Origin of the sequence: Breznakiella homolactica (assembly GCF_016616095.2) — a bacterium.
In the GTDB taxonomy this organism is placed as follows: domain Bacteria; phylum Spirochaetota; class Spirochaetia; order Treponematales; family Breznakiellaceae; genus Breznakiella; species Breznakiella homolactica.
In genome coordinates this window covers 1,730,774-1,753,777 of the sequence record NZ_CP067089.2, presented here as the reverse complement: position 1 = coordinate 1,753,777, position 23,004 = coordinate 1,730,774, and the positions used below count along the sequence as shown (strand labels likewise).

The 23,004-nt window shown below is 52.3% G+C and carries 23 protein-coding genes; 9 read left to right on the top strand and 14 right to left on the bottom strand.

Annotated features, from left to right (window positions below; genetic code table 11):
• Nucleotides 1–942: a cation diffusion facilitator family transporter gene (locus JFL75_RS08100; RefSeq protein ID WP_215626177.1), complete on the top strand. Its 942-nt coding sequence runs from the start codon at nucleotides 1–3 to the stop codon at nucleotides 940–942.
• A 12-nt stretch (nucleotides 943–954) separates the two neighbouring features.
• On the opposite strand, the gene JFL75_RS08095 is transcribed toward JFL75_RS08100, so the two are convergent.
• The 5 genes from JFL75_RS08095 to JFL75_RS08075 form a co-directional block, all read right to left on the bottom strand.
• Nucleotides 955–3,855 (bottom strand): response regulator, encoded by a 2,901-nt coding sequence (locus JFL75_RS08095; protein ID WP_215626176.1) that lies wholly within the window; start codon nucleotides 3,853–3,855, stop codon nucleotides 955–957.
• Nucleotides 3,856–4,011: 156 nt separating this feature from the next.
• Nucleotides 4,012–4,152, bottom strand: coding sequence for a FeoB-associated Cys-rich membrane protein (locus JFL75_RS20965; RefSeq protein WP_215626175.1), 141 nt, complete (start codon nucleotides 4,150–4,152; stop codon nucleotides 4,012–4,014).
• A 2-nt stretch (nucleotides 4,153–4,154) separates the two neighbouring features.
• Entirely contained in the window at nucleotides 4,155–6,296 is a 2,142-nt protein-coding gene (feoB, locus tag JFL75_RS08085) for a ferrous iron transport protein B (RefSeq protein ID WP_215626174.1), read from the bottom strand.
• A 16-nt stretch (nucleotides 6,297–6,312) separates the two neighbouring features.
• The gene (locus JFL75_RS08080) at nucleotides 6,313–6,534 is read right to left on the bottom strand and encodes a FeoA family protein (RefSeq protein WP_215626173.1); all 222 of its coding nucleotides are present in this window, start codon (nucleotides 6,532–6,534) and stop codon (nucleotides 6,313–6,315) included.
• Between the two features lie 14 nt (nucleotides 6,535–6,548).
• Nucleotides 6,549–6,758, bottom strand: coding sequence for a FeoA family protein (locus tag JFL75_RS08075; protein WP_215626172.1), 210 nt, complete (start codon nucleotides 6,756–6,758; stop codon nucleotides 6,549–6,551).
• 277 nt (nucleotides 6,759–7,035) lie between these two features.
• Between JFL75_RS08075 and JFL75_RS08070 the strand changes: the two genes are divergently transcribed.
• A complete protein-coding gene (locus JFL75_RS08070) occupies nucleotides 7,036–7,188 on the top strand; it encodes a hypothetical protein (RefSeq protein ID WP_215626171.1) in 153 nt (50 codons plus the stop codon).
• A gap of 30 nt (nucleotides 7,189–7,218) precedes the next feature.
• Entirely contained in the window at nucleotides 7,219–7,677 is a 459-nt protein-coding gene (locus JFL75_RS08065) for a hypothetical protein (protein ID WP_215626170.1), read from the top strand.
• A gap of 67 nt (nucleotides 7,678–7,744) precedes the next feature.
• Here JFL75_RS08065 and JFL75_RS08060 read toward each other — a convergent pair whose 3' ends face one another.
• The 5 genes from JFL75_RS08060 to JFL75_RS08040 form a co-directional block, all read right to left on the bottom strand.
• Entirely contained in the window at nucleotides 7,745–9,460 is a 1,716-nt protein-coding gene (locus tag JFL75_RS08060) for an ABC transporter permease subunit (RefSeq protein WP_223292799.1), read from the bottom strand.
• A gap of 11 nt (nucleotides 9,461–9,471) precedes the next feature.
• The gene (locus JFL75_RS08055; RefSeq protein ID WP_215626169.1) at nucleotides 9,472–10,965 is read right to left on the bottom strand and encodes a sugar ABC transporter ATP-binding protein; all 1,494 of its coding nucleotides are present in this window, start codon (nucleotides 10,963–10,965) and stop codon (nucleotides 9,472–9,474) included.
• Between the two features lie 98 nt (nucleotides 10,966–11,063).
• Complete coding sequence (locus tag JFL75_RS08050; protein WP_223292835.1) at nucleotides 11,064–12,230, bottom strand: substrate-binding domain-containing protein; 1,167 nt, start codon at nucleotides 12,228–12,230, stop codon at nucleotides 11,064–11,066.
• Between the two features lie 264 nt (nucleotides 12,231–12,494).
• Complete coding sequence (locus JFL75_RS08045) at nucleotides 12,495–12,764, bottom strand: metal-sensing transcriptional repressor (protein ID WP_215626167.1); 270 nt, start codon at nucleotides 12,762–12,764, stop codon at nucleotides 12,495–12,497.
• Nucleotide 12,765: 1 nt separating this feature from the next.
• Complete coding sequence (locus JFL75_RS08040; protein ID WP_223292798.1) at nucleotides 12,766–15,330, bottom strand: heavy metal translocating P-type ATPase; 2,565 nt, start codon at nucleotides 15,328–15,330, stop codon at nucleotides 12,766–12,768.
• 212 nt (nucleotides 15,331–15,542) lie between these two features.
• On the opposite strand from JFL75_RS08040, the gene JFL75_RS08035 reads away from it, so the two are divergent.
• The 5 genes from JFL75_RS08035 to JFL75_RS08015 all read left to right on the top strand — a co-directional run bounded on the left by JFL75_RS08035 (nucleotide 15,543) and on the right by JFL75_RS08015 (nucleotide 19,011).
• Nucleotides 15,543–16,268 carry an ABC transporter ATP-binding protein gene (locus JFL75_RS08035; RefSeq protein WP_215626165.1) on the top strand — a complete coding sequence of 242 codons (726 nt, stop codon included), beginning with the start codon at nucleotides 15,543–15,545 and terminating at the stop codon, nucleotides 16,266–16,268.
• 2 nt (nucleotides 16,269–16,270) lie between these two features.
• Complete coding sequence (locus JFL75_RS08030; protein WP_215626164.1) at nucleotides 16,271–16,987, top strand: ABC transporter permease; 717 nt, start codon at nucleotides 16,271–16,273, stop codon at nucleotides 16,985–16,987.
• Nucleotides 16,988–17,092: 105 nt separating this feature from the next.
• Nucleotides 17,093–17,926, top strand: coding sequence for a MerR family transcriptional regulator (locus JFL75_RS08025; RefSeq protein ID WP_215626163.1), 834 nt, complete (start codon nucleotides 17,093–17,095; stop codon nucleotides 17,924–17,926).
• Nucleotides 17,927–18,015: 89 nt separating this feature from the next.
• On the top strand, nucleotides 18,016–18,504 hold the full coding sequence (locus tag JFL75_RS08020; protein ID WP_215626162.1) for a VOC family protein: 489 nt from the start codon (nucleotides 18,016–18,018) through the stop codon (nucleotides 18,502–18,504).
• 45 nt (nucleotides 18,505–18,549) lie between these two features.
• Nucleotides 18,550–19,011, top strand: a complete 462-nt coding sequence (locus tag JFL75_RS08015; protein WP_215626161.1) for a GyrI-like domain-containing protein — start codon at nucleotides 18,550–18,552, stop codon at nucleotides 19,009–19,011.
• A 52-nt stretch (nucleotides 19,012–19,063) separates the two neighbouring features.
• Here JFL75_RS08015 and JFL75_RS08010 read toward each other — a convergent pair whose 3' ends face one another.
• Nucleotides 19,064–19,537, bottom strand: a complete 474-nt coding sequence (locus JFL75_RS08010; protein ID WP_215626160.1) for a DUF3788 family protein — start codon at nucleotides 19,535–19,537, stop codon at nucleotides 19,064–19,066.
• A gap of 287 nt (nucleotides 19,538–19,824) precedes the next feature.
• On the opposite strand from JFL75_RS08010, the gene JFL75_RS08005 reads away from it, so the two are divergent.
• Nucleotides 19,825–20,268, top strand: a complete 444-nt coding sequence (locus tag JFL75_RS08005) for a GNAT family N-acetyltransferase (RefSeq protein WP_215626159.1) — start codon at nucleotides 19,825–19,827, stop codon at nucleotides 20,266–20,268.
• Nucleotides 20,269–20,298: 30 nt separating this feature from the next.
• Here JFL75_RS08005 and trxB read toward each other — a convergent pair whose 3' ends face one another.
• The 3 genes from trxB to JFL75_RS07990 all read right to left on the bottom strand — a co-directional run bounded on the left by trxB (nucleotide 20,299) and on the right by JFL75_RS07990 (nucleotide 22,981).
• Nucleotides 20,299–21,234: a thioredoxin-disulfide reductase gene (gene trxB / locus JFL75_RS08000; protein WP_215626158.1), complete on the bottom strand. Its 936-nt coding sequence runs from the start codon at nucleotides 21,232–21,234 to the stop codon at nucleotides 20,299–20,301.
• A gap of 57 nt (nucleotides 21,235–21,291) precedes the next feature.
• The gene (locus JFL75_RS07995) at nucleotides 21,292–22,149 is read right to left on the bottom strand and encodes a pirin family protein (RefSeq protein ID WP_215626157.1); all 858 of its coding nucleotides are present in this window, start codon (nucleotides 22,147–22,149) and stop codon (nucleotides 21,292–21,294) included.
• 193 nt (nucleotides 22,150–22,342) lie between these two features.
• On the bottom strand, nucleotides 22,343–22,981 hold the full coding sequence (locus tag JFL75_RS07990) for a Vat family streptogramin A O-acetyltransferase (RefSeq protein ID WP_215626156.1): 639 nt from the start codon (nucleotides 22,979–22,981) through the stop codon (nucleotides 22,343–22,345).
• Between the last annotated feature and the right edge of the window lie 23 nt (nucleotides 22,982–23,004).

Below are 23,004 nucleotides of genomic sequence, written 5' to 3'. Positions count from 1 at the left end.
ATGAAGCAGTATAACGAATCATCGGTGATGAAAATCGCCACCATCCTCAATTTTTTCTTTGCCCTCCTGGGGATCCTTACCGCAGCACTGGCCAAGTCAACTTCAGTGCTTTTTGACGGACTGTACTCATTTATTTCAACCCTCTTTACGCTTACTTCCCTGAAAATTGTAAAGCTGGTTACCCGGGCGGATACCAAGGACTTCCCCTTCGGCTTCGGATCCTTTGAGCCGTTCTTTATCATCATCAGAACCACGGTTATGCTTATTATGAATACCGCCCTGCTGTGCACGGCGGTATTTTCCATCATGAGCGGCGGAAACCAGGTGGAGGTTTCCTTTATCCTGATTTATTCGGTGATCTCCGTGGGAGGCTGCGCTTTTGTCACCGTTATGCTCAGAAAAATATCCCGGCAGCAGCATTCGGCCCTGCTGGCGGCGGAATACCGGAGCTGGCTCAACGACACGCTTCTAAGCCTTTCGGTGCTTATTGCCTTTTTGATTATGATGATCATGAGAAAAACCACCCTGGCTCCCTACGCGGTATACGTGGATCCGGCGGTGACTATCATCCTCGTACTCTTCCTTATTCCCACCCTGGTAAGCCAGTTTATCGCCAACATACGGGAACTGCTTGTTGCCGCGGCGCCGGAGGAAATTCAGCAGGAGCTTGAAAAAATTGTTCGGTCCTATGTGGAAAAAAATGATTTCAAAGGGTTCGAGATATATTCCACCAAGCGGGGCCGCAATCTCTATATGGTAATTTATGTATTTCTCAAAGATGACAACACCATGGTGCGGAAGGTGGATAAGATCCGCAAGGATATGATTCTCACCATCAAGCGTTACTGGAAATACAGTGACATCGATATTGTTTTTACCGCGAATCCGGACTGGATTCCCTTATCGGTTCCCGGCAGCGGACCGCGGGACAGCTCCGGCTGAAACTGTACGGGGTTACCGGAACTGGGATACCCCCAGATATTTCTGCAGTTTTGATATTACTTCTTCCATATCCAGGGGTTTCCCGACGTGGTCGTCCATGCCGCAGGCAAGACACTGTTCTATGTCTTCCCTGAACACATTAGCGGTCATGGCGATGATAGGAATTTTTGCTGCCCGCGGATGATCCAGCGCCCGGAGCTCCCGGGTTGCTTGGTATCCGTCAATGACAGGCATATGGATATCCATAAAGACGGCATCGTATTTTTCCGGGTTTGCCCTGAAGATGCTTACCGCTTCGGCTCCGTTCTCCGCGCAGTCAATGGAGATACCGGTAGGTTCCAGAAGAGAAATGACAATTTCCCGGTTGATTTCCACATCCTCCGCCAGAAGAATGTGCTTGCCCGAAAAATCAATCTCCTGCTGTCTGTCCAGAGACTGGCCGGCGGCGGCTTTGCTGCTCAGACAGCCGCTGATACAGTCAATGATTGAAGAAGGGAAGAGCGGCTTTGTGATAAAGCGGTCGACCCCGGCTTCCTGGGCTTCCGTTTTTATATCACTCCACTCAACCGCGGATACCATGATGATCAGAAAATCACCGTACTCACGGATCTGTCTTGCCAGGGCGAAACTGTTTACTTCCGGCAGGTTCCAGTCCATAAAGATAATATGAAAATTTTCTCCGGAGGTTTTGATTATTTCCAGGGCTTCGGAACTGTCCGCCGCGGTGCTGCATGAAAAATGGAGAGTTCCCGCGAGGTTTGTGAAAAAAGTCCGCACTTCCGGTGCCGCATCAATTGCGAGGATCCGCAGATTGTCCCAGTGTATATCCTCATCAAGGGTGGTCCGCTGTTCTGTTTTGCCGCGCCGGGCTTTAAAGTTGAATACAAAGGTTGAGCCTTTGCCGGGCGCTGACTGTACCGTGATTTCGCCGTCCAGCATGGCGGCAATACTTTGTGAGATTGCCAGTCCCAGTCCGGTACCCCCGTATTTTCTCGAGATCCCGGAATCAGCCTGTTCAAAGGACCGGAACAGCCGTTTCTGTTCATCCCCGGAAATACCGATTCCCGTATCGGATACGGCTATTTCAATGGAACAGACCCCGTCTTCCTCCCCAATCATCCGCGCCGACATGGTGATAGTCCCGCCGGCTGGGGTAAACTTGACAGCGTTTGAGAGCAGATTGGTGATTACCTGGGCGATATGCTGTTCATCGCTGTACAGACAGAAGGGAATAGTGCTGTCAACAGTGACATGGAAGGTCTGGCCTTTCCTTCCAACGGTATAGTTGATGACATTGGCCATGCGGACCAGCATTTTTTCAAAATTAAAATCCCCGAAGGAGAGCTCCAGTTTATTGGCTTCGATTTTTGACATGTCCAGGATATCATTGATAACCCCAAGGAGATGGGTCGACGCTTCTTCAATTTTGCCGATGCAGTAATCCTTGCGTTCCGTATCGGAGGTGTTCTTTGCCATGGTCGTCATACCGATGATGGCGTTCATCGGCGTCCGCATCTCATGGGACATGTTCGCCAGAAACTGGGTCTTTGCCAGGGCCGCTTCTTCAGCCTTTTCCTTTGCCCGTTCCGCTTCTTCGGACATCAGCTTGAGTTCGCCGGTCCGCTCCTCAATTCTTTTTTCCAGGGTTTCGGCAAACCGTTTCTTCGCGGTAATATCATAGCAGTTGAACAGTCTTGCCTTATTGCCGTCTATCCAGGTTATCTCTTCCGATGAAACAGCCAGCCACTCGCCGGTCCGTTCCCAGTACAGTTCCTGGTAATCCCCGTTCCCTTCCGCATTTGCCTCTGAGGATCCGGAACCGCATATCCCTGTGTTCAGGTAGTTTCCGGCTTTCTTGCCGGTACAGTCCTCATTGACCGCTGTCCGGAATGAGCGGTTGGCGTAGATAATTTCCCCGTTTGCAGGGTCGGTGACGAAAATATATGAATCGACATTGTTCAGAACGGCTTCATAGGTTTTCCGGTTCTGGGCGAGTTTTTCCGCGGCATTCTGTTTCGCGAGCACCGTGGATATAAGGTTTGAAATATTTTTAAGAAACCGGATGGTATCATCGTCCCACTGCCGCTCAACCACACAGTCGTCAAAGCAGACAAAACCGTAATGGTTTCCGTTTAGATATACCGCAAAGATCGCCGAAGCGACCAGTCCTTCCGCCTCAAATTCTTCCCGGCAGTTCTCCGGAATCTCCCCGTAGTTAATCAGCAGATTGCCGGTGGTTTGGAGGGCGACGTAAATCTCAGGCATGCTGGTTTCATAGGTGATACTGTAATCCAGTGCCATCACGGAGGCAATATCTTTGTTGCACCATTCATACACAATTTTGCAGGTTGTATGATCGGGGCTGTCCTTGAAAAGCAGCGCCCTGCTTGTGTCCAGGTAAGCGCCGGTCCGGTCCAGAATAATCTGCAGGGCATGGTCCGGATCGGAATCATGGAGGCTCATCAGAATATCATTGAGCACTATCTGCTGCCGGAGATGGTCTTTGATCAGCCGCAGGTTATCCTCACCCTGGGTATTGCTGGTAATTACCGTGTCATAGCAGATGATAACCCCGGCATCGTCCCTGTTTACCGTGTTGTATTCGGTTACCGGATACGAATCCCCGTTCTTTGCGATCAGACGGTAATAAAGTTTGAATGAATTGATGTTTTTTGCTTCGTAATCACTGACGGTTTTGCTTACCAGGACCCGATCATCGGGGTGGACAATATCGAGCCAGCGGATACGGTCCGCAAAAAAATCCTCGGCATTGTAGCCGTACATTGAAATATTATGGGAGACAAACCACGTGTGCCAGGAATCTTCTTTATGGGAAAGCCTAAAAATTACCGCCGGAATATGTTCAATTAGCGGCGGAAGCCGCTCCGCTTCCCGGTTGTTTTCTGTTTTCATTGTTTCTCAGAACCGTAAATATTTTTCAGCGAAATTATATGATATATGTAATATTATTGCAATTAATTAAAGAAGAGTCATTTCTTACTAATTAACTCAGATCCTCTTGAGCCTAAAAAAAACGGAGGGTGCTTCAGGCCGTCCCTCCGTTTTCCCTTATTTACCGCAATGCTTATCGGGGCTGCATCCTCCGCACCCGCAGTCACAGCCGCCTTTGTTGCGGGATTTAATCAGGCTGCGCACCGCTAATGCAATGCACAGCAGTACGATTGCCCCGATAATTATGGTCGCCGCCATTATCAGTCCGCTCCCTGGAGTCCCAATTCCATCTGCTGTTTAGGAGTCCAGGGTTTTTTGAACAGCAGATACAGCATCAGAGCCAGGACCAGTATAGCCGCGACAGTTCCGACCCCGAAACCGCCGCCGGTAAAGAGCGTACCGAACTGGAACACCATCAGGGATACGGCATAGGCAAATACGCACTGATAGGCGATTGCGAAGGCGGTCCATTTCCCTGACATCATCTCCCGGCGCAGGGCACCCATGGCCGCGAAGCAGGGAGCGCAGAGAAGGTTGAAAAGCAGGAAGGAGTAGGCTGAAAGCTGGGTGAAGGCCGCCGCCAGCATGGGCCAGTATTCGGCGCCGTCCTCGGCAACTTCCGCAAAACCGTAGAGGACACCGAAGGTTCCCACAACATTTTCCTTGGCAATTAAACCGGTAAAGGTTGCCACCGCCGCTCTCCAGTCTCCCCAGCCGAGGGGGCTGAATATCGGAGCGATCACATTGCCGATACCTGCCAGCATGGATTCTTCGGTATCCACCATCTGCATGGACCAGCTGAAGCTGCTGAGGAACCAGACCGCTACTGTGGCGATGAGTACCAGGGTTCCGGCTTTCTTTACGAATGCCCATCCCCGGGTAAACATGGTGCGGATAACCCCGGAAAATTTGGGGAGATGGTACGCGGGAAGCTCCATGACAAACGGCGCCGGATCACCGGCAAAGGGCTTTGTTTTTTTCAGCATGATGCCCGATACGATCACCGCCGCTATACCCACGAAATACGCGGAAGGCCCGACCCATATTGAAGCGGGAAACAGCGCTCCCGCGATCAGCGCGATAATGGGAAGTTTTGCGCCGCAGGGAATAAACGTGGTGGTCATTACGGTCATCCGCCGGTCATTTTCGCTTTCTATGGTCCGTGAAGCCATAATTCCCGGGACACCGCAGCCGGTGGAAATCAGCATGGGGATAAAGGATTTACCGGAAAGTCCGAATTTCCTGAAGACCCTGTCAAGCACAAAGGCGATGCGGGACATGTATCCGCAGTCCTCAAGAATCGCCAGACAGAAAAACAGAACCAGCATCTGAGGCAGGAATCCAAGCACGGCGCCAACGCCGGCTACGATACCATCCATAATGAGGGAATGCAGCCATACGGCAATCCCGGTTCCTTCCAGCCAGCCGCCGAAGCCTTCAGGGATGATTTCCCCGAACAGGCTGTCATTGACCCAGTCGGTCATCCATGTTCCCACGGTGGAGATTGAAATAAAGTATACCAGGAACATAACCACCGCAAAGATGGGGAGGGCAAGCCAGCGGTTCGTTACAACCCGGTCGATTTTGTCGGATGTGGAAAGAGAGCCTTTGTTTTTTATGGTAACACAGGCCTGTATTACCTGGGAAATATAGTTATACCGCTCATTGGTGATGATACTTTCACTGTCATCGTCGTATTTCTCTTCGCAGGCTTTGATTATTCCTTCCGCTTTTTCCCGGGTGTTTTTGTCCAGGGACAGTTCTTTTATTACTTCCTTGTCCCGTTCAAAAACCTTGATGGAATACCACCGCATATTGTCTGAAGGGATTTTTCCCCGGATAAGATCTGAAATCTCCTCAAGGCTTTTTTCCACGTCGGCGGAAAATGTATGTTTCGGATCGGACCCGGCTTTTTTTGACGCCAGCGTCCTCGCCGCCTGAACCGCTTCCCGGGAGCCTGTTCCCTTAATCGCGGATGTTTCGACAACTTCACAGCCCAGCATTTTGCCCAGTTTTTTTGTATCAATGGTGTCGCCGTTTTTCTGTACCACATCGATCATGTTCAGGGCGACCACCACAGGCATACCGAGTTCCGTAAGCTGTGTTGTCAGATACAGGTTCCGTTCGATATTGGATGCGTCCACGATATCGATAATCGCATCGGGTTTTTCCTTGATAAGGTAATTCCGGGTGACAACTTCTTCCATTGTGTAGGGCGAAAGAGAATAAATCCCCGGTAAATCCTGTATGATCACATTCTTGTCGGTTTTTAGTTTTCCGTCTTTCTTTTCAACCGTTACACCCGGCCAGTTTCCGACCCGCTGTGAACTGCCGGTCAGATCATTAAACATTGTTGTTTTGCCGCTGTTAGGGTTTCCCGCCAGCGCAATTGTTACTGCCACTTTATTTCCTCCTAATTCAGGCTATTTCCACCATTTCAGCGTCTTCTTTGCGCAGGCTTAACTCATATCCGCGGATATTAACTTCAACAGGATCTCCCAGGGGGGCAACTTTGCGAACAAATATTTCAGTTCCCTTTGTCACACCCATATCCATAATCCGCCGTTTGACGGCTCCGCTGCCATGGAGTTTTACCACGGTAACTGTCTGGCCTAATTCCGCATTCCGCAATGTTTTCATCCTGACCTATCCTCCTAAATATATATCCGTGCCGCCAGTGCCTTATCCACCGCAATCCGGCAGCCTTTTACTTTTAATATGAGATTCCCGGCGCTTTCTGTGATGACGGTCACCTCATGGCCGATGATGAGGCCCATGTTTTCGAGATGCCGGATCGTATCATCTTTTCCGGTTATCCGTTTGATAACGCATGTGTTGCCGTGCCGGGCTAGTGTCAACGGCATATATGCTCCTTAAATAAGGATAATGTTAGTGCTTTTAAACTATTGGTGCGAAAATAAATTACTACATGCTAACCGAGTTGTCAATGGCTAATTATTTGAATATTTTTTTGCCGGTTTTTATCTAAATTTTAGGGCAAATCAGGGGATAAAATCCGCAGAATTTGGAGAATTTAATAATTTCTTCTATTATATTAACCTTTTATTCTGATGTTTTGAGACAGTTTTATACTTTAATATAAAAATATATATGGATACTGTGGAAAGCCGGCTGAAAAGAATGGTTTTTGATGCAAACAGTGAGGCGGCATTTCAGCATGGCATTTTCAGAAGTCCCCTGGCAGACCAGGAGATTGCCGTATCCGGTATTATCCCGGAAAACTCCTGGGATTCTTTGTACGAATTCATCCTTGCGGTCCGTTCAGAAATGTAAAGCAAGTTCACTGTTTGAAAGGAGAAGTATATGATACTGAACTATTGTATTGCCGTGGCGGTCCTGGCCTTGAGTTTTGCCGGTACCGTGTATATTTCCGGTGGGATGCTTTTGCATTATCTGGATCTTCCCAGTCTGCTGATCATGGTGTTTTTTCCCGTTGTGTATCAGCTGCTTTTATTCGGCTCCGCCGCGGTAAAGTCCGCCTTTACCGCGGGATTCAGAAAGGACACCACTCCGGAACAGGCGGAAAAAGCCCGGCTGTTTTTCTGGAGCTACAGCAGAACTCTTTGGATAACCGCCATGGTGACGGTTCTTATCGCGGTTATCGCCATGCTGATCAACCTGGAAGACCGCACGGCCCTGGGGCCTAATTTCGCTCTGGCGCTGATATCCCTGCTCTACGCCGGATTGCTGCATCTTGCCGTTGTATTGCCTAATCTGGTTTTTCTCAGAAAGCGCTTAATAGAATCGAATACGGAGATTTAAAACCCGAACCCTGGGAAACTGTCCGAAGGTATTCTTTGTTTTCGGACAGCTTCCCGCGGATAGTTTCTTACTTTTTCTTCAGATACTTAACGCTGTCCAGGGCAACCGCGGCGATAATAATGAAGCCCTTGAACACAAACTGAAGGTTTGTATCAATGCCGAGGAAGGTCAGGCAGTAGGTGAGGCTGGTGAAAATGATGACCCCGATAACGGCTCCGCCGATTTTTCCGATCCCGCCGTTAAAGGAAATTCCGCCGACGACACACGCCGCTATGGCATCCAGTTCGTATCCCTGGCCGGTTCCGGCGCTGGCGTTCGCCTTGAAGGCTTCAAAAAAGGAACCGAAGCCATAAAAAATTCCCGCCATGATAAAGACGCCCATGGTAACCTTGAAAACGCTGATGCCGCTGACGCTGGCCGCTTCGGAGTTGCCTCCGACGGCGTACATGTTCTTGCCGAATATCGTCTTGTTCCAGATGAACCATGCCACAATGACGGCGATGACCGCGGGGATTATAAGCTTAGGGAAGGTAATCAGCTGTCCGTTGATAACTCCCAGTATCCATCGTCCGCCGAGAAGATCCTTGATACCGCTGTCTATGGAACCCACCGGGGTGCCGCTGGTACCAAAGAAGAGCAGGCCGTAAATGATAAGCTGGGTCGCCAGGGTTGAGATAAAGGGATGCATTTTAAGCCGGGCGGTAAAAACCCCCGCAAAGGAACTGAAGAGCACGCACAAAACGACCGATAGAACAAGCGCCATGATGACCCGGGCGCCCATGGGCATGGGCGTAAAATCCCAGGGACCCATACCGAAAAATGTGACAATGTTTCTTCCGGGATGGAGAATCAGACCGGTAATGACCGAACCCAGGGCGACCATGCGCCCGACGCTTAAGTCGGTTCCGGCCAGCAGGATGAGTCCCGCGACTCCGAGGGCGTAAAACATACGGGTGGAGGCCTGTTCCAAAATGGTAAATATATTCGGCAGGGACAAAAGGTTCCCCTGGTTTGAAAGGGGCGCCAGAATAATACACACAATAAAGAATACGATAATGGCAAGGTAGAGCCCGTTATCAAGAAAGAATTGTGACAAAGTAAACCGGTAGATGTAGTTTCTGAAATTCAGAATTATATTTTCCGAGAATTTTGTTTTGCCGTTGCGCAGATTTCTGTTTGTATGAATATGGTCAACATAGGCCTGGTTTTTGGCATCCCGGCTGCTTTCCATAGCGGTCAAGTATTTGCTTTTCGCGTCAAAGAGTTTCGATTTTAGCTGGTACCGCTGGATCTGTATTTCTTCTTTCAGGGAAGCGCGGTCGGCTTTTGAGGTTTTCTCCGCAAAGGAAGAACGGATTTTTTCCTCTTCTGCGGCGGATTCTTCCTTTATCTGCCGTATTTCCCCGAGATATCCTTCCTTATTCTGCTTGAGTTTCTCGTTTTCCTCCGCCACGACCTGTTTCAGATATACCTTTGCCAGGTCGTTGGTGTAGGCCACACCTTCCCGGGACAATTTTTGTTCTTCCTCCCGGTTCTCGGCGGCGACTTTTTGGGCTTCCGCCAGTTCCTGCCTGTAACGGGTAAGCATTTCCTGTTTCGCATCAGGTTCCAGGAGCTTGTTCTTTTTAACAGCGGATATTTCCTGTTTAACGGACAGGACTTTATTGACACCGTCCTTACGCAGCTCCATGAGCGAACGGGTATATTCTTTAAGTTTTGGGTCTTCTTCAAAGGATGTTACTTCAGCAGCAGCGGGGGTTTCTTTTTTTTCTCCGTTTCCCATGATTTACCTCGTTACAAATATTTTGATGACAGCCTGAGCAATGCTTCCTGATCGGTGTCGTTTGTGTCGACGATCCCCGCAAGCCGGCGGTTTGACATGACCGCTATTCGGTTGGTAATTCCCAGGATTTCAGGCATCTCGCTGGAAACTACAATTATGGTTTTTCCTTCTTTTGCCATTCTGATGATGAGCTGGTAAATTTCATATTTAGCGCCGACATCAATACCCCGGGTCGGTTCATCCATGAGGAAAACCTCCGGCTGCCGTTCCAGCCATTTTCCGATAATAACCTTCTGCTGATTGCCGCCGCTCAGAGCCGTAATCAGTTCGTCTACGGAAACGTATTTTACCTTCATGGTTTTTGCTTCCCGTTCGGCGGCATCCCACATCTTCCGGTTGGACAGAACCCCGCCGGTTTTATAGCTCGGCAGGTTCGTAATGGTTATATTGAACTGAATGGTGTCCTTGCCGAACATGCCGTTCAGCTTCCGTTCCTCGGTAACCATGGCGAAACCATGGTCCATGGCGTCCCTGCTGTTTTTGAACCGCAGTTTCCTGCCTCCCACGATAAGCTCACCGGAGGCGATGGTCCTCACCCCGAAGAGGGATTCCAGGAGCTCACTCCGGCCTGCTCCCACAAGACCATAGAGTCCGAAGATCTCTCCCTTTTTAACGGTAAATGAAATATCCTCCAGCACCGGCTCAAATTTCGTAGTCAGATTCCGGACCTCAAGGAAATCCTCCCCCGGGGTATTGTCTACATCGGGATACCGTTTATCCAGGGAACGGCCGACCATGGCGGAGATGAGTTTGTTCATATCCGTATCATCGATAGGGCTGGTGAGGATCATTTTACCGTCCCGCAGCACCGCGACTTCATCACAGATCTGAAAAATCTCATCCATTTTGTGGGATATATATACAAAGGAAACACCCTGTTTCCGTAAGTCCTTAACTATCGTAAAAAGTTTATATACTTCCCGTTCCGTTAAGGATGAAGTGGGCTCATCCAGAACGATGATTTTGGCATCATAAGAAACCGCCTTGGCGATTTCGACCATCTGCCGCTGGGAAACGGACATGGTCCGCATAATTGTTTTGGGATTAACATTGATATTCAGGGATGAGAAAAGACTGAGGCTTTTCTTGAGCATCCGGGCTTCATCTACCACGCCGAAGCGGGTAGGGTATCTTCCGAGAAAAAGATTGTCGGTGACCGTCCTGTCCAGGCATTGGTTCAGTTCCTGATGAACCATGGCAACCCCGTGTTCCAGTGCTTCTTTCGGATTCCTGAAATCTACCGGTTTGCTGAGCAGCGAAATCTGGCCTTCATCCTTACTGTAAATTCCGAAGAGGCATTTCATCATGGTTGATTTGCCGGCGCCGTTTTCACCCATAAGGCCTAAAACGGATCCTTTTTTTACCGTCAGGCTGATGCCGTCGAGAACTTTGTTTTTAGCAAATGATTTGGACAAATTCTTTATTTCTAGTACTGTCTCATCCATAAACTTCCCCATTTGTCCGTTTAGAATACACTATGAGATACAGCAAAGTTCATGCGCCATAGATAGGCGCATGAACCTCATACAATCAGCGGATCAGATTAATATCTCAGCTTGTCCGTATAGTCCCTGCCGGAATTGGTCTTTACCATATTGATGGCATAGCCGTCGTAGTTGTTCAGGTTGGTGAATTTATCCAGGGTACTGGATTCATTCTGGCCGTCACCCTGAACAATTGTCAGGTTGATGTTGAGCAGCGGCGCGTAATAGTTGAGGGCAGGTACATAGGATGATGACAGGAAGTTATCCGCAGAGTTGTAGATAGTCAGAAGCACTCTTTTTGCGGCAGCGGTTGATTTTTTGATTCCCGCATCCCGGGTTCCCGCGGTATAATCCCTCCAGTTGGAAGCGTTGACACCGGAGTTCTGGGCCAGCAGCGCCTTCTCGGAAGCCCGGTATTCAATGGGCGCGGAGATCTTGTTGCCGTACTGGTCCGGTACCGTGATTCCCTTGGTATACACATCGGCTCCGGTCAGTCCGTCCAGGAGGTTCCTGAGGACCTGCAGGGTCGCGGTTGCCTGGGCATCCACGTTCTGGGAAACGGTTCCGGTAAGTTTTCCCGCTCCGATCGCCTCAATAGCGTCGGCATTGGCGTCGTAACCGAAAATCGGTACTCCCGCGGGGTAGTTGGAAGCCTGGAGACAACCCATGGCCATACCGTCATTGTTGGAAACCACCAGGTCGATCTGATTGCCGAATTTTGTCGCCCATCCGCCCATGGCTTCGGTGGCCGCGTTTGCGTTCCAGGTGGAACCGTCGGTGCCGGTCATGGCTTTGCCTTCAAGTTCGACTACTTTGTACGCTCTGCCGCCGATGGTAACGGAACCTTCCTTGGCCCTCCCGGGGTCGGTGGAACCGTTCCAGGTGCCCAGGGCTTTCCGGATACCTTCGGTACGGGCTTTGGAATCGTTGTGTCCGACGTCGCCGATGCACAGAACGTATCCGATGGTGCCGTCACGGTTCCGGTCAATGGAAGCGTCACGGGTAGCGAGATAGTCGGTAATCAGTTTACCCTGAACCGCTCCGCCGCCGGCGGCATCGAAACCTACATAATAGGTCTTGTCGTTCCAGTTCATGGATGTCATATCAATCGCACCGGTAGTCGGGTCCGAGGGCTGCCGGTTAAAGAAAACCAGGGGTTTATCTTTGTTCATGACAACTCCGGTGGTATCACCTCCGCCGCCGGCAAATGCGATGCCGCAGATCATCAAGCCAGTCAATACAATTGCACACAGTTTCTTCATTTAATCCTCCGTTTTAAAAAATAATTGTTTGGATTGAAATGGGCGTTTATACCCATTCTCTATTTTTATTATAGTATACTTTTATAAATAATGCTGAAGTTTTTTGTAGTGCGTTACAATGTTATGTATTTTTTTTAAATGAATCCCGGAGAATTATGTGCAATATTACATTCTGTTGTGTTTTATTTCACTAAAAAAATAAATTACCACTGTAATAGAAAAATTGTTTTATCTGCTTAATTTATCAAATACCCCGATTATCTCGTTGATTTTCTCTTCCTGCTCTTCTTTGCCCGCGGAGAAAGCGTCACTGACACAGCCGGTAATATGGCCGTGCATGACTTCTTTCATGGCTTTCTTGAGAATAGCGTCGCTGGCCAGGAGCTGATTGACGATATCGATACAGTACTGGTCGGCTTCGACCATCCGTATGATGCCGTCAATCTGCCCCCGGGCGGTCCTGAGCAGTTTAGTTACCTTTTCTTTATTTGCCCGCATGTTACGATCCGGAAATATCCACGGATTCCACGGTGTACCCCGCGTCGGTTACGGTTTTCGTCAGGGTATCGGCGTCGACCGCCGCTGTCCCGGTGACGGAAGCGGTACCGGAATCGAGGTCTACCGACGCCTGGATTCCGGGAATTCCGTTGAGGGCCTGTTCTACCCTGTTTTTGCAGTGGCCGCAGCTCATGCCGCTGATTTTCATGGTCGCTTTCATTTCTGTTCCTCCATTGGTTTTGGTTGATATGGTACTGCCCGGTTTGTTTTGTTTTCCGGGGTATTTTTTTTCTGGATTGAAAAAACGCAGGCGCAGGGCATTGGTAACTACAAATACCGACGAAAGACTCATGGCCGCCGCCGCGAACATGGGATTGAGTTTCCATCCAAGGATGCTGTAAAAGACTCCCGCCGCCAGCGGAATACCTAATATATTGTAGAAAAACGCCCAAAAAAGGTTCTGTTTGATGTTGCGGATTGTCGCCCGGGAGAGCTTGATTGCCGCCGCCACATCCCTGAGACTGCTCTTCATCAGTACGATGTCGGCGCTTTCTATGGCGATATCCGTTCCGGCTCCCAGGGCAATCCCCACATCGGCCCGGGCAAGCGCGGGGGCGTCGTTGATTCCGTCCCCTACCATGGCAACTTTGGTCCCGCTTTCCTGCTGCTTCCGGACTTCCTGCTCTTTGCCCTGGGGCAGCACTCCGGCGATGACCGTATCGATGCCGACCTGACCGGCTATCGCCCGGGCGGTAGCTTCATTGTCTCCGGTGAGAAGGATTACATCGAGACCCAGGTCCCGGAGTTCCCGGACAGCTTCCGGGCTGTCGCTCTTTACGGTATCCGCCACGGTTACGATTCCCAGCAGGGAATTTCCCCAGGCAATATACAGCGGGGTCTGTCCCTGCGCCGCGGCGTCCCGGGCGAGTTTTTCCAGTTCCGCGCCCGCGGCGATACCCGCTTCGGCGAGCATTTTTGCGTTGCCCGCCATGACTGTTTCATTCCGGATGATGACCCGTATCCCCCTGCCGGGAACCTGCTCGAATCCCGAAGCCGGGAGAAGGGTGATATTCATGGCCGCGGCTTTTTCGACAATGGCGTTTCCCAGGGGATGCTCCGACGGTTTTTCCGCCGCGGCCGCCAGGGACAGAAGTTCTTCTTCGCTGGTTCCCGTCGCGGGGTAGACTCCCGTCACCGAGGGTTTTCCCTGGGTGACCGTGCCGGTTTTATCGAGGATGGCGGCTCCCACCGTATGGGCGGTTTCGATGCTTTCGGCGTTCCTGAAAAGAATTCCCATTTCCGCTCCCTTGCCGGTTCCCACCATAATTGCGGTGGGTGTCGCCAGGCCCAGGGCGCAGGGACAGCTGATCACCAGTACCGCAATGCCGATGGACAGGGCAAAGTTGACGGGATACCCCAGAATGAGCCAGACCACGGTGGCGATCACCGCAATGGCAATTACCACCGGAACAAAAACCGCGCTTACCCGGTCCGCCAGCCGCGCGATGGGGGCTTTGCTGGCCCCGGCCTCCTCAACCAGGCGGATGATCTGCGCGATGGTGGTATCTTCCCCGACACGGGTGGCCCTGATTTTCATAAATCCCGAAGTATTAACCGTGGCTCCCGTAACCGGGCTTCCCGGGGTTTTTTCCGAGGGAATGCTCTCCCCGGTGATAGCGGATTCATCCACCGCGGCAAACCCCTCGGTGACAACGCCGTCCACGGGAATCCGGCTTCCGGGTTTTACAATGAGAATATCCCCGGGAACCACCTCGGCCACGGAAATCTCCTGTTCCTCACCGTTCCGTTCGACAACCGCTGTCTTTGGGGTGAGATCCATGAGCCGGCCAATAGCCTCACTGGTTTTGCCTTTTGATCGGCTTTCCAGATACTTACCCACCGTGATAAGGGTGAGGATGGTCCCGGCGGATTCAAAATACATATCCATATGGTACTGGTGAACCAGGGCGAAGTCCTGCATCGCCAGTCCCCGGCCCATCTGGATAATGCCGTAGATGCCGTAAATAACCGCCGCTGAGGATCCAATGGCGATGAGCGCGTCCATGGTAGGCGCTCCCTTGGCGAGGCTTTTAAACCCCTTCTCGTAGTACCGCCGGTTGAGGTACATGATCGGAAGGGTCAGCAGCAGCTGGACCATCCCGAAGGTAACCCCGTTTTCGAGCCCGGTCAGAAAGGCGGGCAGGGGGAGTCCTGCCATCGGCCCCATGGCCACATACATAAGCGGCACCAGAAAGACGATAGACCATATAAGTCGGTTTTTCATATTCCGGGCTTCCTGTACCGCGGGATCCTTTGTGCGGGATGCCTGGGCTGCGGAAGCCTGTCCGCCGGTTTTCCCGGCCACCGCCGCGCCGTACCCCGCGCCGGTAACGGCTTTGATTATGGTATCCGGAGAGGCTTCCGTTTCGTCGTAGTCCACTGTCATGGAATTCTGAAGAAGGTTGACCGACACATCCCTGACCCCCGAGACCTTGCGGGTTGCTTTTTCCACATGGGCGCTGCAGGCGGAACAGGTCATCCCGGTAACCGTGTATTTTTCTTTCATTTGTAGCTCCATTCTGAATATACACTACACCCCTGGGGGGTGTCAAGTAAAAATGTTACCAATTGTTAACAATTATAGTGAATAGCTGATAGGGAATCTGAAGCCGCCGGATTTTTTTCCGGAGACAGCGGCCAGCTTACCGCGGCGGAATTTTTTCACAATCCTTGACTCTCCTCTTAGGGGAGACCCTAAAGTTTGTCCAGGAGGCACGCATGGAGACAATTCTCGATGTAACGGATCTGCGGAAGCGATACGGGTCCCTGGCTGCGGTGGGCGGTGTCAGTTTTACCGTGGGGCGGGGAGAAATATTCGGGCTCCTGGGACATAATGGTGCGGGAAAAACTACTGTTTTGGAATGTGTCCTGGGAGTAAGGACACCGGACAGCGGAACAATTCGGCTTCTGGGTATGGACCCCCGGGAACAGCGGAAAAAAGTTTTCTCCCGGGTGGGGGTCCAGTTCCAGGAAACCCGGTTCCAGGACAAGCTCCGGGTGGGCGAAGCCTGTGAACTTGCGGCGTCGCTGTACCGGCGGCCCAAAGACTGGCGGGAACTCTTAAGGCATTTTTCCCTGTCGGACAAGGAGGGGCTTCCCGTTTCGGCATTGTCCGGCGGTGAGCGGCAGACCCTGGCAGTGGTAATTGCCCAGGTCCACGAACCGGAGGTGCTTTTTCTGGATGAACTAACCACGGGGCTCGATCCGGCCGCCCGCCGGTCTGTCTGGGCGTATATCAAGGAACTGAAGGCCCAGGGGGTGAGTGTGATTCTTACTTCCCATTATATGGACGAAGTGGAATACCTCTGTGACCGGATCGCCCTGATGCGTTCCGGAACGCTGGCCGCCCTTGGCCGGCCGGAGGAACTCCTGGAAATCCACGAGAAAAAATGTCTGGAGGATGTTTTTCTTCTCTATATGGAAAAAGAAATGGAGGCGGTATAAGTATGAATACTTTTTTCACGATGCTGAAAACAGAAACGAAGCTCTCTCTCCGGGGAATGGATATGCCCTTCTTCGGGGTCCTCATGCCCATAGGCCTCATGCTTCTCATCGGCAGTATTTCCGGCGGCCAGGGTGTGCGGGAAAACTTCGCCGGTGTAGCTGCTGTGGGAATCTGCGCCGCCGGACTCATGGGCATTCCGCTGACTTTCGCCGGATACCGCCACGGCAAAATCCTCAAACGCTTCCGGGTAAGTCCGGTGAGTCCTTTTATGCTGCTCGCCGCAGTGGGAACACTCCAGCTGGTTTTTGCCTGGGTCTCCGGTTTCGGAGTTTACCTTACTGCATGGCTGGCCTTCGGTATGGAACCGCCGGAAGCGCCCTTCCGTTATATCCTGACCTTTTTATTTGTCCAGCTTGCGGTCTATTCCGTCGGATTCCTGGTGGCAAGCCTCGCGCCGAATATGAAGACCGCCAACCTCATCTGTACAGTCCTGTACTTTCCCATGCTTTTTCTTTCCGGCACCACCGTGCCTTTTGAGATCCTGCCCCGCGGGCTGCAACGGGTTTCACAGATTTTTCCCCTGACCCAGGGTATCCTGCTTCTGAAGGGGGCGGTGACCGGAACCGACATGGCCGCTGATACGGTCAGGTTCATAATTCTGGGAATCACCGCTCTCATTGCCCTGGGAATTTCCCTGGTTTTCTTCCGCTGGGAATGACGCTGCCGGAGCGTCTTGCCCGGGAAAGTTGTTTTGGTTAAAATGCCATCTCCGGAAATCCCGTAGCCCGACGCGGGTTCCGGCACAGCCATAAGGAGGCGGCGGATGTACCGCATCGGACAGTTTTCAAAAATAGCCCGGGTTACGGTCAAAGCCCTGCGTTTTTATGAGGAAGAAGGTCTCATCGCTCCGGTTTTCATTGATCCTGTTACGGGATACCGGTATTACGACAGTTCCCAGCTTCCGGTGACCCATCGGATTGTGGCTTTGAAACAGTGCGGTTTTTCCGTGGCTGAAATCAAGGGAATCCTTGACGGAAAGGATTCGGCGGAGCTCTTCCGGCGGCGGCGGGAAGCCCTGGAACGGCAGGCTGTGGAGACCGCCGTGCAGCTTTCTTCAATCAATCACTACCTGGACCTCTTTGAAAAGGATGAGCCCCGGCAGTATGAAATTGTGGTGAAGGAACTTCCCAGGGTGCTGGTGTTCAGCAAACGGATGCAGGTGCCTTCCTATGACAGCTATTTTACGGTGGTGCCGGAAATCGGCCGGATCATCCGGGATCTGAATCCCGGAATCCGGTGCTGTGAGGATCCCCCGTACTGCTTTATTATCTACCACGACGGAGAATACCGGGAACGGGATATAAATATTGAATTCTGCCAGGCTGTGGAGGCCCGTGGACGAGGAACCGCGGAGATCGTGTTCAAGACCGTGGACCGGGTTCCGCAGGCAGCCTGTGTACTCCACCGGGGACCCTACGAAACGCTGCCGCGGGCCTACGCTGCGGTATACGACTGGATCGGGGATAATGACTACGAACCGGCGGACCATCCCCGGGAGTCCCATATCGACGGTATCTGGAACCGGTCCAGCCCCGAAGAATGGCTCACGGAGATCCAGGTTCCCGTAACTTTGAATCCCCGCAGGACATCTGTGTAAGGTGAACCGGAAAACTTGCGGCGGGAGAGTATTTTTCCTATAGTTTATCTGCGGGGTATTGTTTACCGGCTGAACCCCGGGAGGTAAAAATGGAAAAGATCAGTACCTGTCTGTGGTTCGACAGCCAGGCGGAAGCGGCGGCCCGGTTCTACACGGGTGTTTTCAAAAATTCATCCATAGGAAAAATTGAACGCTACGGCAAAGCGGGGCAGGAATACCACCGTCAGGCAGAGGGTTCGGTGATGACCGTTGATTTTGAACTTGACGGCCGGAGCTTTACCGCCCTGAACGGCGGTCCGGTGTTCACCTTCAATGAGGCGGTTTCCCTGGTAATCACCTGTGAGACCCAGGATGAAGTTGACTATTACTGGGACCGGCTTTCGGACGGTGGTGATCCCGCGGCCCAGGTCTGCGGATGGCTCAAGGACAAATACGGGCTGTCCTGGCAGGTGGTCCCATCCATTATCCCCAGGCTGAGCGCCGATCCCGACAGAGCCAAGGTGGAACGGATGCTTACCGCCATGTACACCATGAAGAAACTGAACATTGCCGAACTCCAGAAGGCCTTCGACGGCTGAAGTATTGCCGCGGAGCGCAAGTAACAGCTAAAAAAGGAGCGCCTTATGCCCAGAATAACGGAATTTTTTCTTGTGGATACCCCGGCCCAGGATACGGCGGTTATCAGCGCACCAATCCCGGAGAGGGATATCCCGGAGTTTATCGGCCGCGCTTTTGCGGAGATCGGCAGTACTTTGTGGCAGGAAGGATCAATCGCAGCGGACTGTCCCTTTCTCCGGATTATCCCGGCAGAGCCGGGAATACTCAATGTCACGGCCGGCACCGCGGTGTCGAAACCAATCATTGGTTCCGGTGACGTTATCCCATGGCAGATCCCGGCGGGGAAAAAGCTCTTCTGCTACTACCAGGGGGACAATGCCCTGATGGAACCGGTCTACGGAGAACTCGCCGCTTTCGCGAAAGACCGGGGCTTCGTAATGGAGGAGGGAGTCTTTGAGTATTACCTCAACGGCCCGGAATACGGGACGGATAAGCTGCTTACCAGGGTCATGGTTCTTCTCAGCTAACCGGGGGATGTTCTTTTTCTCTAGCCCGCAGGAACATGGTGTTTCTCCTGTTTCATTTACCGCTGTTACGGCGGGGAGGGACCTTCGCTTGCGTAAAAGCGAGAATATCCCCCAGCTGGTTGTCCCGGTCAACGGTATAATGAATCCATCCGCCGCCGTCCCCGCAGGGGTAGCGGTCATCCCAGAGCTTCCGGGCTTTGGGACTTAAGGTGTCACGCAATGCTTCCACCCGGCGGGCGTTTTTGCCCCCAACGGAAATAGTACAGCAGAACCGGCCTTCCTCAAAAAAGACATAGAGGAGCAGTGCTTTTTTATGGGTGTACCGGTAAGCCCAGCCGTAGCTGCTGCCAAAGGGGAAATTAACCGAACGGCTTAGGTCATAACATTCCCGAAACATGGCTTCCAGCCGTTCGAGCCTGGCACAGCTTTCCGGCCCCAGATAATCCCGGATCTCCGGTTCTGCCGGCTGGTGGCTGCCGTCAAGCAGCCGTTTCCCCCAGCCCTCGGGCTGCTGTGTTTCCTTCATACGCTCCTCCTCCTGTAAAACCGCGGCTGCCGATGAGCCGGTATCTTTCAGTATACAGAATAAAAACTGACAGCACCCTGTCATGTTTCACCAAAACCATGGTAATATTTTCCGCAATTCCCCTGGACGGAAACCCGTCCTGGGGATATCCTATATAAGACCTTCCGCAGGCTGGGCGGCCGAACAGACGGAAACCGGTTACATTGCGGGCGTCTGCGGACTGACTGCCGCCGGATATGTTCGTTTTCCGCGGCGCCGGGATTTTATTTTTTTAGGACAGAACAAAAATGTTTATTGAAGCCGCCCCGTGCAGGGATGATGAAACGCTCGCCGTTCTTGCTGAACTCTGGGAAGCCTCAGTCAGGGCAACCCACGATTTTTTAAATGAAGAGGACATTCAATCCCTCAAACCGCTGGTACGGGAAGCACTCAAAACCATCTCCGGCCTGTATCTTCTCAAAAACGCCGAAAATGCAATCCTGGGTTTTATGGGTGCGGCGGACGGAAAAATTGAAATGCTCTTTCTGCGGCCCGATGCCCGGGGACAGGGCGGCGGCAGGGCCCTGGCGCTCTATGCCGTGGAAACCCTGGATGCCCGCTGTGTTGACGTGAACGAACAGAACCCCCGGGCCCGGGGGTTTTACGAACACCTTGGTTTCAAAATTTTCAGCCGCTCGGAAAAAGACGGACAAGGCAGGGACTTTCCCATTCTGCATATGCGGATGGAATAAATCCTTTTGAAGGGTTCCTCTGTTTTGTTTCTATTCCAGATGATGTATGAATTTTAAACGCTCCTGCCGGATGGTCACGTATTCCGAGGCCGCTACGGCAGCTACGGCCCCATCCGCAGCAGCGGTGACAATCTGGCGGAGAGGCTTTTTTCTGATATCCCCGGCAACGTACAGTCCCGGTATGGCGGTGGCGCACCGTTCGTCGGTGAGCACGTAACCGTACCGGTCCAGCTTTACCAGGCCTTTAAGCAGTTCCGTCTCGGGCTTCATTCCTATGGCAACAAAGATGCCGTCCACCGGAAGATCTTTGGTTCCCTGGGGCGTCCGGATTTTGCAGCCTTCCACAAACTGCCCGCCGGCAATGGATTCCACGGTTGTATTGTAAAGAATTTCGATGTTCTTCCGTTTGAGTACCGCCCGCTGTACCGCGAGATGGGCCCGGAAGGTATTCCGGCGGTGGATCAGGTAGACTTTTTTGCTGCTGTTGGACAGAAAGAGGGCGTCCCCCAGAGCGGTGTTTCCCCCGCCTACGATGGCAACGGTTTTATCCCGGAAGAACGCGGCGTCGCAGGTGGCGCAGAAGGACACCCCTTTTCCGATGTATTCCGCCTCTCCGGGGCATTCCAGTTTTTTCCGGGCGGCGCCGCTGGCGGCAATGATGGTCGCCGCCTCATAGGTTTTCCCGGCGGTGATTATTTTCTTTTTCTCTCCCCGGGGTTTGAGCTGCCGGACATCCTCAAAGGCAACTTCCGCGTTCTGGGCCAGGGCGTGTTCATAGAGGTTCCCGGAGAATTCCATCCCGGGAATACTCTTAAAGCCGGGATAGTTTTCAACTTCAGCGGTAAGGGATACCTGGCCGCCATAGGACATCTTTTCCAGGACCAGGACCTTCATACCCGCCCGGGCAGCGTAAATCGCGGCGGTAAGCCCAGCGGGGCCTCCGCCGATAATTACCACGTCTTTCATGGGTCTCCTTTTTTAAATGGAAAAACAAAGGCGGGCGGTAAACCCCGCCTGCTGTATTTAATTTTCTTTCGGCGGCGCGGCTTTATGCTTGATGAAGGTTCCTTCCTCCAGTTCCTGAAAAGCCTTAAAGAGTTCGGTCCGGGTATTCATCACAATGGGGCCACCCCAGGCAATTTCCTCACCCAGGGGTTTCCCCGAGAGAAACAGGAAACGGGAAGGGCCGTCCTTGGGAGCCGCCGCCGTGATACGGTCCCCCTCGCCGAAGAGTACCGCGGTCTTTTCGGGAATCCGGTCTCCGGTGATGACCGCGTCTCCTTCAATAAGAAATATAAAAACCGTTTCTCCGGCCTTGGTATCTATGGTGATGGATTTGCCCGGCTTAACCGCAACATCGTAATACGTAGCTTGAATGTGGTAAGGTTTAGCGCCCTTTACGTCCCCGTATTCTCCGGCAAGGACCCGTACCGTGGCATCGGCTGTCTGTTTTTCACCGATCATGTTTTTGGTAATATCGAAGTACCGGGGCTCGGCCATCTTTTCCGCGGCGGGCAGGTTGAGCCAGAGCTGTGCCCCCAAAAGCCGTTCCGTTGGCTGAGGCATCTCCTGGTGGAGTATGCCGCTGCCCGCGGTCATCCACTGGCTCTGGCCGTCCCGGATGCGGCCGGCGTTGCCCAGGCTGTCCTCATGGTCAATCTCCCCGCGGATGAGGTAGGTTATGGTCTCAATGCCCCGGTGGGGATGCATGGGAAATCCGGCGATATAATCTTCGGGGTTGGCGGAATCAAAGGAATCCAGCATAAGAAAAGGATCGAAGTCCTTTACCGTTTCATGGCCCAGGACCCGGACCAGGTGGACCCCGGCGCCGTCCACTGCGGGGAATCCCCGGACCAGGCGTTTGACTGTTCTCTCGGACATGGCATGTTCCTTTTTACATGTATTCGGCTGTCCGCTAAAAACTGTATCAGGACAGCCTTTTTTAAATATAAAACCTTTTACGCCAAATGCAAGTTTTCAAAGGGATTTACCCGGAGCCTTTACGGAGATTCCCTACCGTACTTCCGTAACCGGCCGGGCTTTTCTTCCGGAACCGGTTACGGACGGCCAAGGCTTAATCCCGGATACCGCGGATGGCGGTCAGCTCGGCGCTGCAGAGAATTTCCAGATTGCGGAAGATTTTCTCCGCGGGCCAATCCCACCATTTCAGTTTCAGCAGGTAATCAATGAGTTCATCGTCGAAACGCTTCCGGATAACCCGGCAGGGATTGCCCCCGGCAATACAGTACGGGGGAACATCCTTTGCCACGGTGGCGTTTGCCGCGAGGACCGCGCCGTCGCCGATGCGGACACCGGGCATAACCGTTACATGCTGGCCTATCCACACATCATTCCCGACCACGGTGTCCCCTTTAAACGGAAGGTCACCGATTTGGGGAACGGCTTTTTCCCAGCCGCCGCCCATGATGTTAAAGGGGTACGTAGTGACCGATGCCATCCGGTGGTTGGCTCCGTTCATGACGAATTCAATACCTTTTGCGATGGCGCAGAATTTTCCGATGATGAGCCGGTCTCCAAGAAATTCATAGTGATGGGTAACGTGCCGCTCAAAGTCCTCCGGCCCCGTATCGTCATCGTAATAGCTGTAATCTCCCGCGGTGATGTTCTTCCGGGTGATGGTGTTTTTTATAAAACAGAGACTTTTAACCGCCGGATTGGGATATACCGCCCGGGGGTCCGGTCCGTATGTCATGGTTTGCCTCCTTTTAAACCAAT